The organism is Cyclobacteriaceae bacterium, assembly GCA_013141055.1.
Lineage (GTDB): Bacteria > Bacteroidota > Bacteroidia > Cytophagales > Cyclobacteriaceae > ELB16-189.
Genome location: JABFRS010000001.1, coordinates 1,213,488 through 1,227,635, shown reverse-complemented (window position 1 = coordinate 1,227,635; position 14,148 = coordinate 1,213,488). Strand labels below are relative to the sequence as shown.

Here is a 14,148-nt window from a genome sequence, read left to right as displayed (position 1 = left end):
CTTAAGGGCAATTCGGGATTATAGAAAATAATTAGAAAGGGGACTGACAATCAGCCCCCTTTAATGAGTTATAGCGCAACAGGCTGCTCTAATCTCTGTTTGATTACCTGTACAAACTCCTCAGCATATTTTTCAAGAAAATCTATTTCATGAGTATCGAGTAAATCAAGTTTCTTGTAGATCAATAATCTATGCTTATGGCACTCAATGTGGATCTCTTCACGATTTTCAAGGAAGCGAACTACAGACTCACTGAAAAATGATCGAACACCTGATTCTGGTTCGCCGCGCAGATAGTATTTGCTTGAAAACTCAGGAAACTCTGCAAAGTCGATATCCTTGCCACCCATTAACTCAGAAAACTTAGTTCCAAAGCTTTCTGGTTCCAGAGCAAAATCAGGAATAGGAAGATCTGTTTCTGAAATATGTACTACCGTAACATGGGTCTCTGATCCTGCCTGACCTGCACCCTGAATTAAAGTCATGTCAGCAATCTCTACTTTTCCAAAATCAGCATACTTCGAAAGAACATTCTCCTCAAATCGGATTTTGTTTCCGGCTTGAATAGGAAAATCTTTGTATTTGGAAGCTACTCTTACATGCTGAGAGTTGAAGTCATACTCATTTGCGTTGGCAAACTTCCGCAATGCAATCTGGCGCGGTGATAAACGAATCTCAATCTTGTCAGCGGCTTCTTTCATTACCTTTCTTGCTGCCAGTGGATGTGAGGACAATGCATTTAAATGATCCAGATTAGTTAATGATACGTGTCCTCCTGTCAAATGATAAGAATCTTCAAAATGGTGAAGCTGATCCATAAATGAGTGATCCACCAGTTTAGCCTGTTCGAAATTGAAGATGATATTCTTGCCAGGCTTCAATGTGCTCCAGAGTTTTTTGAATCCAAGAAAGTTTGAAAAAGTTGCAACACCTTTTACATTGATCAGGTAAGAATTTTCGCTTTCGGTTACTGAATAATCGGCTTTGAAAAGAGCCTTGATAGGCGCACCGTTAATAATATGAAAGAGAAACTTTGTAAGAATACCGGCGCCAACACCGAGGAGGAGATCTTCGCCTACCGTTACAATAATTGTTACTACAAAAATAACAAACTGCTCAGGGCCTACTTTGTACGTTCCGATAAATTCTTTTGGTGAAGCCAGACGATAAGCTACGGCAATCAGCATCGCGGCCAAAGCAGCAGTAGGAATCATTTCGATCAACGGTATCAGTACGATCATGGAAACCAATAGGAATAATCCATGAAAGAAATTCGCCCAACGCGTCTTGCCACCATAGTTAACATTTGCAGAGCTACGGGCTACTTCAGAGATCATCGGTAAGCCGCCTAACAAACCGGAAATCCCGTTACCAAGTGATAGTGCACGCAAATCTTTATTGTAATCTGATTGACGCTTGTAAGGATCTAGTCCGTCAATCGCTTTTACAGTAAGCAATGATTCAAGACTATTCACAAACAGGAACATCAGAACATATTTCCAGAAAACTCCGGTGCCAATGGCTGCAAAACTTGCATTGAATTTTACATTTCCCCAGAAGTCACCAATCGTCACAAGAGCTGCTGCATGATTTGTTTTGAAATCAAGAAATGCAGCCAAAGGGATCATAATGAGCAGAACGATCATTGGTGCAGGAATTTTTTTGAAGAATCCACCCAGCATTGGGAGACCAAAAATGATCACAAGACTCAGAAGACCTATCATTGCGATTTGAGGAGTCGCATTGGCAATGAAGATTGGAATATGGGTGTAAAGTTGAATAGGGGTAAGTCCCTTAACGAGATCGCCAGGAACACCCAGAAGAATTGGGAATTGTTTTGCGAAGATCAGAACGCCGATCGCTGCCAACATTCCATGAACTGCAGAGTGAGGAAAGAAATCGCTGAAAGAGCCAAACTTCAGCATACCAAATACGAATTGAATAACAGACATCACTACAATTGCACCGCAGGCAAGATTCACCGCGCTTACATTGTCCATCCCGAGGCCACCCAGATCTGTTACAGCGCCTGCGCAGACTGTGATCAATCCGGCAGCAGGTCCTTTGATGGTTAGTCTTCCACCTTGAAAAATGCTGACAACGATCCCACCGATCATTGCAGTAAGCACACCCATCGCTGCAGGAAAACCGCTGGCTTTGGCAATACCTAAACTTAAAGGGAGCGCCAGCAGAAATACTAAAAAGCCTGAAAGGGAGTCAGCTGTAAAGTTTTGTTTGAGGCCTTCAAGCCCGTCTTTAGGAATTTCGAGTGTTTTCATATTAAAATAAACCTTTAAAGAATGTTTTAGGAGTTTCGGTCATCTTGGTGATGATCCAGAAAAAGCTCAACAGGACTCAAAAAGACAGATTTCCTGATTGGGCATTAATAAAGCGGCGATGGCTTTATTTTATTAAGAAAGAAGTCAGATCCGGAGACGCCCTGTCAACATCAAAATGCGATGTCCGTTGGCTGAAATAGGCGAAAGAAATGCCTGAGGAGTAATTTTATTTAACTGAACAAATCTTGAATAAGAGGAAGAAATGGAAGGGATTTCGGATAGGTAAGCATGGCTCTTATCGCTCTTCTCTTCGTTCTCATTTTCTTCTATCAAAACCGAAAAGAAGGTGACATTTTCCTTCTTTGTAGAAACCTGTTCGGAAGGGGAATACTTTTCAAAAGTGGTCGTGATGACGGCATTTGCCACATTCTCCAGTGAGAACAGGAGTAGAAGTGAAATGGTTAAAATGCGCCTAAGCCGTGAGATCATTATTGAGTTTTGGGCATACAAATGTGTAAAAAAACCCAAATACTTTACCAACAAACTTTCACGAGGCATATTATTGAGAGAAGCCTCCTGGTAAAATGTCACATATTTAATACTGAAAATTCATTGCCATCGATTGAATTCGATTTTCAGCCAAGACTGAACTTTGTCATAAATTTTTACATTTGTCAGTAGATTTTATGAAGAGAGTGAATCAAATAAGGGCATTGACAGGACTTATCATAGTCTCCTTTTTATTCACATCCATCCTTTCAAAGGGTATAGATCCAACAGCATTTTTTAAGATCATCACGGTTTCCGATGTTTCGAAAAATGCCTCTTCACCAGTTAAATCAGACTCTTCAGACAATACTCAGTTATTCGATGAAGAGGAAGGTGGAGAGAAATCAGAAAGAGATTTTGGTGATGAGAAATTCAGCAAGTCGCAATTCGACCGATTTTCCCTGAATATCAAAAGTGAATTCGGGACATCACTTTTCTCACTTTCCTCATTAGTTTATCATACAGATCGTTCCGGATTTCCCGGGGCGTTAAATAAAATCCCGGTCTTCCTGTCGAATCACTCCATCCAGGTCTGAATTTCATCTTACTATCTGATCCTCGTCTATAGTCCGCAGGATTATAATGATCAGGGTGACCTAAGAAGCATTTACTGCTCTTAATTACAATTCGACCGCCTTTATTTTAACTGCTTTTCAGCATTTTATTAATGAAATCTAACGACCCAATTGGTTTTAATGAACATGAAGTTCTTCATGAGTTAAGACATTATTTACCCGAGCAATCTGCCCTTAAGGACTTTATTCATCAGAATACTCTCAACGCTTTTCAGAAAATGAAATTTCATGATGCTGTGCGCACAGCATCTGAGATGTTTGGTTATAAAGTTTCCCTTTCACTTGATGAATTCAGATCTCTTTATAAATCCGGAAAGATCCGCGAGGATATTATGGATAAAGCTATTGTAGACCGCAAAGGGTCTGCAAATCTTAGCGAGTGGAAAGAGAGGGTTATAAATAGAAAGTATGATACTTCTGCATCTTCCAGAATTGGATCGTTGCGATCACATTGGAAGAAAGAGTATCACATGGATATGGATTCCCTGGTGCATCCTATCCTTTTCAGAATACTGTGCGGATATCTTGATCAGGGAATTTCAATCTGGACATTTCCGGTAAAAGAAAAAAGTCTTCTTGCCTCCATTCGTGAAATGGAGCGCAATACATTTGCGAGTCTCTTTAGAAAAAGCAGAGCCCGTGACCTTCTTTTGAAAAGCAGTTGTGAGATTGCTGATCTTTTGAAGATCCTGGTAGGAGACGAGTCTCTGTACAAGCAATACCTTTTTGATCAACAGTTTTCACATCAGGGATGGTCGGGCATCGCTCAGGCCATTGAGATGCTTCCTGAAATGCTGCTTGATAGAAAAAAGATTACTATACATGATGTAATTGTTTTTGAATTATTGCTGGAGATCGACGCATTGGATTATCACAGTGGTAAAAACTGGAGGCCCCTTGCAAATGTGATGAAGGGATCAGCGGAAGATCTTTTTGCCCCTGTACCAGCAACAGAACTAAGTGAAGTGTATGCTCTCTGGCAAATTGCTTTTGATTGGAGTCTTTATGATGATGTTCTTGAAGGCATCGTGGAAGAGATGAAAGTGCAGAAACCTTTGGAAGATCCGGCAAAGACATTTCAGGCATTGTTTTGTATTGATGACAGGGAATGTTCTTTCCGTCGATATATTGAGAAGCTTGATCCGGATTGTGCCACATATGGTACTCCGGGATTTTTTACTGTCGAATTTTTCTTTCAGCCTGAAGATGGTAAGTTTTATACTAAGCTTTGTCCTGCTCCAGTAACTCCGAAGTATCTGATCAAAGAAGTTGGATCAAAGAGCAAACGTCAGAAAGATCTTTACTTTAATAAGCACTCACATTCGTTTTACAGTGGATGGTTGATCTCGCAAACTCTTGGTTTTTGGTCGGCTGTAAAACTGTTTATTAATATCTTCCGCCCGTCACTAAGTCCTGCAACAGCATATTCATTCCGTCATATGGACAAGTTCTCATCTCTTACCATTGAGAATAAGAGTTTGGACGATCGGGAAAATAATCTTCAAATAGGATTTACTGTGGAGGAAATGGCAAACCGTGCTGAAGCTTTATTGAAGAGCATTGGTCTTGTTAAGAATTTTGCTCCATTGGTTTATTTGATTGGTCACGGATCCAGTAGTGTAAATAATCCTCATTATGCTGCGTATGATTGCGGGGCATGTTCTGGAAGAGCTGGTTCTGTGAATTCAAGGACGATGTGCTTTATGGCCAATCATCCCAAGGTGAGAGAGATTCTTAAATCAAGGGGCATTGAAATACCAGAGACAACACAGTTTGTGGGTGGACTTCATGATACATCCCGGGATGAGATCATGTTCTTTGATGAAAATTCACTAACACCGCAAAATCTCCAGAATCATAATAAGAATGAAGTTGTTTTCTATAATGCGTTGGATCTGAATTCAAAGGAACGCGCCAGAAGATTTGAATTGATTGATTCACATCAAAAACCGGAAGTGATTCATGAGGAGGTAAAGCTCAGATCTGTTTCACTATTCGAACCGCGTCCTGAGCTAAATCATGCTACCAATGCATTGTGTGTTGTTGGAAGAAGACAGTTGACAAAGAACCTTTTCCTTGACAGAAGAGCGTTTCTGAACTCCTACGATTACTCAATTGATCCGGAAGGAACCATCCTTCTTGGAATCATGAGACCGATCGGTCCGGTTTGCGGAGGAATTAATCTGGAATATTTCTTTTCGCGTGTTGATAATCAGAAACTTGGTGCAGGAACGAAACTTCCTCATAATGTAATGGGACTTTTTGGGGTAGCAAATGGAATAGACGGTGATTTGAGACCTGGTCTTCCAAGTCAGATGATTGAGGTCCATGATCCAGTACGCCTGATGGTGATCGTTGAGCATTTTCCGGAGATTGTTTTAAAGACAATCCAGAAACAGCCTGAAGTTTATGAATGGTACATAAACGAGTGGATCAATATTGTTGCTGTGAATCCTGAGACGCGCGAATTATTTGTCTTTAAAGAGGGGGAGTTTATTCCATATCATCCTCTGAGAAACAAAATTGAAGTCGTGAGCGACGTCAATTCGTATATCGAAGGGGAACAAGAGAATCTTCCTGTACTTGTATTATCATAATTCCATCATGACTACGTTCATTCATATTTTCATAATTCTTCCCTTTGTCGGATTCTTACTTAGCGTGCTGATTTCCGACAAGAAAGAAACTTTATTGTCCAGAGCGGCTTTTGCAACAGTAGGACTTCATTTGTTCAGTGCTCTTGGATTTCTGGTGTACTGGCTTTACATGGGATCTCCTACATTGAATGTAAAAGATATTGTACTCTTTAGTTCAAGCAATTATGAGTTCTTCATTGATTTTAGCTTTGACAGGATTACAGCAACTTACTTATTTGTAGGTGCATTGTTGACATTCCTGGTAACGGTTTACAGTAGAGTATATCTTCACCGTGAAAAAGGCTATAAAAGATTTTTCAACACCATACTTTTCTTTTACCTGGGTTATAACATTATCATTTTTTCCGGTAACCTCGAAACATTATTCATCGGATGGGAAGTGATTGGTATCTCTTCATTCCTGCTGATTGCATTCTATCGCGATCGTTATCTTCCTGTAAAGAATGCTGTTAAAGTGTTTTCAATCTATCGGATCGGTGACGTGGGATTGATCCTTGCCATGTGGCTAATTCACCATCTTTTTCATGGAAATATAACTTTTCTGGAATTGACAAATTATGAAGTGGTGCACGAACACCTCCTGACTCACTCATGGATTGGTGTAACCATTTCCCTGATGATCCTGATCACGGCAGCCGCTAAATCGGCGCAACTCCCTTTCTCATCATGGCTGCCGCGAGCGATGGAAGGACCAACACCATCCAGCGCTATTTTCTATGGTTCGCTCGCCGTTCATTTAGGAGTTTTTCTTTTAATGAGAACCTTTCCTTTCTGGGAACAGCAGACGTCTGTTAGAATTTTGATCGGCGTGCTGGGACTTTCTACTACTATTATCACGACCGGAATTGCCCGAGTACAATCTTCTATCAAGAGTCAGATAGCGTATGCATCCATTGCACAGATTGGACTAATTTTTATTGAAGTAGCTGCTGGTTTTGAATTACTTGCGTTGATTCATTTTGCGGGAAATGCTTTCCTGAGAACGTATCAATTGTTGGTCTCTCCATCCGTAGTTACCTACCTGATCCGTGAACAATTCTATAACTTCTCACCACGCGAACGTTCCATTGAGAATTCTTTCCCAAAGAAAATCCAGTATTCACTTTACACATTGTGTGTGCAGGAATGGAATCTTGACTCATTCATGTATCGGTTCCTTTGGAATCCATTGAAATGGGTTGGAAATAAACTTGATTTCCTTACACTCAACAGAGCGGTTATTTTCTTTATCCCAACCTTCCTTATTGGATTATTCCTTCTGGAACATGAAGACATGATGTCTCCTTCCGTTGAACATTTTCTTCCTTTCCTTTTTTCAATGATAGGTTTGATCATGGTATTGAAGGCGTTTACAGAGCGAAAATTTGCGCGCATGAGCTGGGCAATGGTAATGATGAATCATTTTTGGATTGCGCTGGCAATATCTTTCAATGAACATTTCACGTATCAACATACGCTTCTTTATTTAAGCGGCGTTGCTGTCGCCGGCGTGCTAGGCTTCCTGTGTTTGCGGAGATTAAAGACGCTTGAAAATAATATTGATCTTGATCAGTTTCATGGTCATTCCTATGAGCATCCGAAAATTGCCTTTGTGTTTTTGATTTCCTGTCTGGGACTTGCAGGGTTCCCGATCACACCTACATTCGTTGGGGAAGATGTTATCTTCAGTCACATTCATGAAGATCAACCTATACTAGCATTATTTGTGGCGTTGAGTTTCATCATTGATGGTTTGGCGATCATACGCATCTACGCTCGGGTGTTCCTTGGACCTCACGTGAAGTCAGTGTATGATATGGCCTATCGTTCTTCTTAGGATAGTTTGTTAATCGTTCTTTGTGGATAATCACAAGGAGCGATTAACAATATGCTTTAAGGAATTTTCTAAGCTTTTTGATTTCTTTCGGTTTAATCGCAGGGAAATTGGCGATCCTGAAAGTACTGTTTTTTAATTCCCCATACCCTTCTCCAAGTAGCAAGCCTCTCTTTTTTGCGGCAATTTTTATGATGTCAATATGCATTGGCTCGCCGGCGATGGTAACTACAGTTTTTGACCGTACTTCATAATTCTTAATAAGAAGGTTAAGTTTCTTTGAGCTTTTAAAATACTTAATCCAATCTTTTTGTCTTTTAGTGATGACTAAATCGATGTTCTCGATACGATTCATTTTCTTAACTGCACGGTAAAGAAGATAGATGCCAAGAACATTTGGAGTATACGGTGTTTGCCATTTATCCATCATTTCTTTCATGAGCGAAAGACTGTTGTAATGATTTCTTTCTTTAATGTCCGACATTCGCTCAATAGCACGCGGAGAGCATAACATCACTGCGAGCCCGGCGGGGAGTCCAAAGCATTTCTGAACAGAAGCAAACCAAATGTCTGCAGAAGGGATATCAAGTGTAATTCCTGCCATGGACGAAGTGGCATCCACGGCAATCAAATGATCGGGATTATTTTTTTTTACCTGAAAAATAATCTTGTTACTGATCTGTGTTCCATTGGATGTTTCATTTTGTGTTAAGCCAATAAGATCACCATCGGTAAAGACTAGATCTTTCAAATCGGGTGAGGCTTCAACATCGAATGGAATGGATTGAGATTCCGGCTTTAATCTCTGAGTATAAGTATACCATTTCTCACCGAACGCACCATTATAAATATGAATGCTCTTGCTTTGGATCAGGGACTGCGCTATGATCTCCCAGCACTCTGTTGCTGAGGTTATGAAGAACACCGTATAATCTTTCGGAACAGAAAGTTTTTTTTTAAGGAGGCTAATTGTTTTTTTTGAAAGCTCAATGAATTCCGGGCTCCGGTGATTCATGCTTAAAATTCCTTTTTTCTGGGCAGATTTTGTCCACTCTGAAATTTCATCATGAACGCGGGAAGGACCAGGGTAGAAGGAAATCATTGGAACAAAAGATTATTAAACGTGGATTAAGGATTGCGATTGGCGAGATAGATAAGTGCCAATGCGTATCCCTGAAGACCGAAGCCGGTCATGAGCCCTGCGCATTTGGAGGTGATCAAGCTTGTATGACGGAATTCTTCACGTGCATACACATTTGAAATATGAACTTCAACTACGGGTGTTGCAATGGCGCCAATAGCATCGTGCAAGGCAATAGAAGTATGAGTGTATGCGCCAGCATTCAGAATGATTCCGTCAAAAGTAAAACCAACCTCATGGAGCTTGTTTATCAATTCACCTTCAACATTGGATTGATAATAGTGCAATTCCAAAGTCGGGAAGCTTGTTACCAGAGTTTGAAAGAAATTTTCAAACGACTGACCACCATAAATTTCCGGTTCACGCTTTCCAAGCAAATTGAGATTAGGACCGTTGATAATTTGAATGCGCATAATTTTAATTTTAGAAATGGAGAAGTGAAAATTAGTTATGCAGCAATATTCCGCGACTCTTCACTTCTTCAGGACATTAAACAAATGTCGCTAAATTAGCAGGCTAACAAAAAGTATGGCGGAAAATTCGTGGGGGCTTTATGGGAAGGAATTTACCAACTATTTGAAACTGGAGCGATCCCTTTCGGCAAATTCAATTGAAGCGTATGTGCATGATGTGACGCTTTTGGCGCAGTTTGTAGAAGTTTCAAAGCTCGATCTCTCACCCAAGTCGCTTACCACTAAGCATGTTCAGGGCTTTCTCAAGTATATAAATGAGTTGGGGATGAGTCCTCATAGTCAGGCACGCATTCTTTCCGGCATTAAGGCATTTTATAAGTATCTTCTGTCAGAGGAATTGGTTGATAAAGACCCGACAGCCCTGATTGAGGGCCCACGACTTGGGCGGAAGCTTCCTGATACTCTGGATTACAACGAAATTGAAAAGCTTCTGGAAGCTATTGATGTTTCCTCTCCGGAAGGAGGCAGGAATCGCGCAATGCTGGAAGTGTTATATAGCTCCGGTCTGCGCGTTTCTGAATTGGTAGAACTGAAGCGCGCCAATGTTTATTTTGATTTGGGATTTTTAAGGGTCGTGGGAAAAGGAAATAAGGAACGTCTGGTGCCCATCGGCAGGGATGCGATGAAGTATCTGACCATTTATCTGGAAGAAATCCGTGTTCATGTTCCCGTCCAAAAAGGTTTTGAAGGCTACGTTTTTCTCAATCGACGAGGAAAAAAAATCTCCCGGGTATCCATTTTTCTTATTATCAAGGCTCTTGCGGCGAAAATTGGTCTGCATAAAACGATCAGTCCTCACACATTCCGGCATTCTTTCGCCACGCACCTGATTGAGGGTGGGGCAGATCTGAGAGCCGTTCAGGAGATGTTGGGTCATGAATCCATCACAACCACTGAAATCTATACTCACCTTGACCGCGATTACCTCAAGCAGGTCATTCGAGAATTTCATCCCAGAAGCTGAAATTTTGAAAAGCAGTGATCGGTGAATCGCCTATCTTTGCTTCATGACACGCATTCTTTTTTTCCTTCTCTTTATCAGTTTCTGTTCAACCGGCCAGGATATTAAGGCTGAGTATGACAAGAACAGGGACCTTTCACGCTACAAGACTTTTAGCATGGGAGAAAGTGAGATTATCACTCCGAAAGATCAGATCCAACCGAATGAAGTACCTCTTCAGAAAATCGTCACGGAGGCAATTGAAGAAGAGCTTAAGGAAAAAGGTATGATAAAAGTTGATTCAGCGGGTGACTTGATTGTAACTTTTGTTGCAGGCTCTGAGCAACGTACCGACCTTGAAAGATTGGGACCTCTTGGAACAACTCCCGGAAATTCAAATCAAACGTGGTCCAGAGATTTTACGGTCGAAAGCCTGATCATTGATCTTAATGACAAGAACAACACCCTTGTATGGCGGGTCAATGCTTCCGTCAATGCTGGTTCACAGGATATAAAAAGTCTTGTTGATGAGATTGTGGCAGCAGGCTTTAAAAAATTCTCACTCAAGCCTAAGAAAAAGAAGAAATAGTTTTCATGTATAAATTTCTTCTCCGCCCTATACTCTTTCTCTTTAATCCGGAGGGAATTCATCATTTTACTTTTGGAATGCTAAGAATCTTTTCACCTATAGTAAAATTGGTGAGAAGTGCTTTTGTATTGGAACATCCCTCGCTTGAGCGGGAAGTGTTGGGTTTGAAATTTAAAAATCCAGTTGGTCTGGCGGCAGGGTTTGATAAGAATGCTCTTCTTATTGATGAACTGGCATGCTTTGGTTTTGGTTTTATTGAGATCGGAACATTGACACCAAAAGCGCAGCCTGGAAATCCAAAGCCCCGGCTTTTCAGATTGCCAAAGGATCACGGTCTCATCAACAGAATGGGTTTTAATAATGATGGTGTGGACGCTGCTGTTCAGAGATTGAAAAAGAAAAAATCGGATGTATTGGTAGGTGGAAATATTGGCAAGAATAAAATCACACCGAATGAGCAAGCCTTTGAGGATTATAAAATTTGTTTTGAAGCACTCTATCCTCATGTAGACTATTTTGTTGTGAACGTGAGTTCTCCCAATACTCCTGGATTACGTGATCTGCAGGAAAAAGAACCACTGAAAAAGTTATTGCTGGAAGTGAGGGCATTGAATCTTGCAAAGCAAAAGCCCAGGCCTGTTTTCTTAAAGATTGCACCAGACCTTACACAAGGTCAGTTGGATGATGTGATACAAATATTAAAAGAGACGGATACAAAAGGAGTGATTGCAACCAATACGACTATTTCACGGGAGGATCTAATTTCAAATAAGTCTGAACTTGATGTAATTGGGGCAGGAGGTTTAAGCGGTAAGCCTTTAAGAGAGCGGGCTACTGAGGTAATAAAGTATCTCAGAGAAGGACTTGGAAAGGAGTTTGCAATTATCGGAGTAGGCGGGATTATGGATTCAGCAGATGCAATTGAAAAAATAAAAGCAGGAGCAGACCTGGTGCAAGTATACACCGGATTTATTTATGAAGGCCCGGCATTGGCAAAGAGAATCAATCGGGAGGTTGTGAGACATTTCAGTTAATCTTTGCATTTCGCTTTAAGATTTCTGAGCGAACGTCACATTCACATAATATCTTTTTGGATTGGACTCGTCAATATACACATCGATCTTCCTTTGAGCTGAAATAAATGGAGTCGGATCAGCCCACATGTTCTCACTGGTAAATTTATATGCTATACTTGAAATGGGGTCGATCCATTCCGCATTGATTATATATGGATGTCTTCCGTTGATGGAATAGGATGTATTGTAGCCAACGAACGTAATTGGTAGTGATAACTTTTTTCCTCTTTGTTGTGTGAATAGCTCATCCTTTGCCTTCGATTTTTTCAATTGATACAAAACTCCAAAGATTCCGACGCCTCCAAATGCGATTCCAAACACTGAAAATATCAAAGGGAGGAACCACACGTTCATAAACGATTTATCTTCAGCCTGCTCCGGGTGGCCCGGAGGGAAATACACATCATAAGCCCTCAAACTTTTATCATCCGATCGGTAGAAAGATGTTATCTCGTATGACTTATCACCAACCTGGTAGGCTATAATTGGATTATCATTTCGAGTAAAGTCAATAATTTTCCCTTCTACCGTTTCCCACGTTGATAGCTGCTGAATACTGCTGTATGAGAAATATATCATCAACAAAAGAAATGGTATTCCAATGGCAGCGAAAATTATGAATATGAAATAGGGGCTTCTCATATTGGGTGCTTTAAGTGATACTAAAGCTAATCAAAACCAACAGAGAATTATTCAGCTGTGTTATGAGCTTTCTTTTTTCGGTGAGTTGCAAAGCCAGTAACACCGTAGAGACCGAAAATGATCGTAAAAATCCCACTTAGTAAAGGCATTGACCATAAATTGATAAATGTTTTTTCGGTTGCCATTTCCGGTTGCCCTGCAGGGAAGAGAACCTCTACTGAACGTTTTGTATGTTCATCTTCATCATGCTTACTGAATAATGAAAATTGATATGTCTTCCCATGGTATTCAAAGCTTACCAAAGGATAACCGTCATAGGTAAAATCAATGATATTACCCTCCACATGTTCCCACGTAATTACTTTTTCAATGGTGCTGTAAATGAGGTATGTAGTAAGAATTAATCCTCCGATTGCAAGAATGATTATCGTAATCGAGCGTGTGAGCGAATTGGGCACCTTGAGATTCCGGATTATGTAAAGAAGTTATTGGCTAAAAGTTTGAAACAGAATTCTCGTGGAATCTTAAAACAGAAGTCCGGATGCTCAGCATAATTTCGTTGGTAACAAATCTTGTTCCAACAGATCCATTAGTAGGTATTTCAAATGCATAGGACAGTCTGTACTTATCAAGAAAATCCAATTGAGCCAGTAAGCCATACGAATTAAGATTGCGTGTGTATGCCCCTACGGAATATTTTCTATTGAATATAAAATTGACATTTGCATCAGCAGAAAGTGGTGATCCGCTGACCGCTTTTAATAAAATAGAGGGTTTGAGGATGATGCTCTCTGAAAGAAAAAACAGGTATGAACCCATTAAATAATAGTGTTGCTGATACACATTTATGTTCTGACCTCCCAGTTCTACCGTACTATTTACCAATCGCGGTACCGAGAGCCCTAACAGAAATTTATCTCCTTTGAGTATAGCACCCACACCAACATTTGGTTTCGCCTGACTCACGGCAGCAAATGCCGGATCAGTCGGATCTTGCAGAATTAATTGTGAAGGATCTATTTTATAATTTATATAACCCGCCTGCATTCCAAAAGACAATGTTGTGCCGTCATTCACTCGAAGTTTGTATGCAAAAGAAGCAGAGATCTGATTGTTGGTATTTTCCCCAATCTTATCTCCAACAAACATTAAACCAACACCAAGTTTATTTTGCATGACCGACATGTGAGCACCTGCACTAATGGTTGATGGAGCGCCATCAAAACCCGCCCACTGATTGCGGAAAGAAGCAAATGCTGTAAGATTGTTATTGATCCCGGCATAAGCAGGGTTGATCACAAAAGGATTGTTCAGATACAATCCATAGAGTGGATCCTGCTGTGAATAACACGAGATCGATCCACAAAAAACGACCGTGAACAAGAGGAACCTGATACGTAGAGAATATTTCATA

At 40.5% G+C, this 14,148-nt stretch carries 13 protein-coding genes; 6 read left to right on the top strand and 7 right to left on the bottom strand.

Annotated elements, in window-relative coordinates:
• Nucleotides 1-68 precede the first annotated feature (68 nt).
• A complete protein-coding gene (locus HOP08_05305) occupies nt 69-2,279 on the bottom strand; it encodes a SulP family inorganic anion transporter (GenBank protein NOT74326.1) in 2,211 nt (736 codons plus the stop codon).
• Between the two features lie 144 nt (nt 2,280-2,423).
• A complete protein-coding gene (locus HOP08_05300; GenBank protein ID NOT74325.1) occupies nt 2,424-2,768 on the bottom strand; it encodes a hypothetical protein in 345 nt (114 codons plus the stop codon).
• 182 nt (nt 2,769-2,950) lie between these two features.
• Here HOP08_05300 and HOP08_05295 point away from each other — a divergent pair, with 182 nt between their 5' ends.
• The 3 genes from HOP08_05295 (at nt 2,951) to HOP08_05285 (ending at nt 7,876) form a co-directional block, all read left to right on the top strand.
• Nucleotides 2,951-3,364, top strand: a complete 414-nt coding sequence (locus HOP08_05295) for a hypothetical protein (protein ID NOT74324.1) — start codon at nt 2,951-2,953, stop codon at nt 3,362-3,364.
• A gap of 131 nt (nt 3,365-3,495) precedes the next feature.
• The gene (locus HOP08_05290) at nt 3,496-6,000 is read left to right on the top strand and encodes a DUF2309 domain-containing protein (GenBank protein NOT74323.1); all 2,505 of its coding nucleotides are present in this window, start codon (nt 3,496-3,498) and stop codon (nt 5,998-6,000) included.
• A 7-nt stretch (nt 6,001-6,007) separates the two neighbouring features.
• Nucleotides 6,008-7,876, top strand: a complete 1,869-nt coding sequence (locus HOP08_05285; GenBank protein NOT74322.1) for a hypothetical protein — start codon at nt 6,008-6,010, stop codon at nt 7,874-7,876.
• A gap of 43 nt (nt 7,877-7,919) precedes the next feature.
• Here the strand turns inward: HOP08_05285 and HOP08_05280 are convergent, their stop codons facing one another.
• Nucleotides 7,920-8,975, bottom strand: coding sequence for an alanine--glyoxylate aminotransferase family protein (locus HOP08_05280; protein ID NOT74321.1), 1,056 nt, complete (start codon nt 8,973-8,975; stop codon nt 7,920-7,922).
• Nucleotides 8,976-9,001: 26 nt separating this feature from the next.
• A complete protein-coding gene (gene aroQ, locus HOP08_05275) occupies nt 9,002-9,427 on the bottom strand; it encodes a type II 3-dehydroquinate dehydratase (protein ID NOT74320.1) in 426 nt (141 codons plus the stop codon).
• Between the two features lie 115 nt (nt 9,428-9,542).
• On the opposite strand from aroQ, the gene xerD reads away from it, so the two are divergent.
• The 3 genes from xerD to HOP08_05260 are packed head-to-tail and all read left to right on the top strand — an operon-like array spanning nt 9,543 to nt 12,050.
• Nucleotides 9,543-10,451, top strand: coding sequence for a site-specific tyrosine recombinase XerD (xerD, locus tag HOP08_05270; protein NOT74319.1), 909 nt, complete (start codon nt 9,543-9,545; stop codon nt 10,449-10,451).
• Nucleotides 10,452-10,494: 43 nt separating this feature from the next.
• On the top strand, nt 10,495-11,016 hold the full coding sequence (locus tag HOP08_05265) for a DUF4136 domain-containing protein (GenBank protein ID NOT74318.1): 522 nt from the start codon (nt 10,495-10,497) through the stop codon (nt 11,014-11,016).
• A 5-nt stretch (nt 11,017-11,021) separates the two neighbouring features.
• Nucleotides 11,022-12,050, top strand: coding sequence for a quinone-dependent dihydroorotate dehydrogenase (locus tag HOP08_05260; protein NOT74317.1), 1,029 nt, complete (start codon nt 11,022-11,024; stop codon nt 12,048-12,050).
• Nucleotides 12,051-12,065: 15 nt separating this feature from the next.
• Here HOP08_05260 and HOP08_05255 read toward each other — a convergent pair whose 3' ends face one another.
• From HOP08_05255 to HOP08_05245, 3 genes are read right to left on the bottom strand one after another with little or no spacing between them, the layout of a single operon-like run.
• Complete coding sequence (locus tag HOP08_05255) at nt 12,066-12,734, bottom strand: DUF3592 domain-containing protein (GenBank protein NOT74316.1); 669 nt, start codon at nt 12,732-12,734, stop codon at nt 12,066-12,068.
• A gap of 47 nt (nt 12,735-12,781) precedes the next feature.
• Nucleotides 12,782-13,192, bottom strand: coding sequence for a hypothetical protein (locus tag HOP08_05250; GenBank protein NOT74315.1), 411 nt, complete (start codon nt 13,190-13,192; stop codon nt 12,782-12,784).
• Nucleotides 13,193-13,226: 34 nt separating this feature from the next.
• On the bottom strand, nt 13,227-14,147 hold the full coding sequence (locus HOP08_05245) for a type IX secretion system membrane protein PorP/SprF (GenBank protein NOT74314.1): 921 nt from the start codon (nt 14,145-14,147) through the stop codon (nt 13,227-13,229).
• Between the last annotated feature and the right edge of the window lies 1 nt (nt 14,148).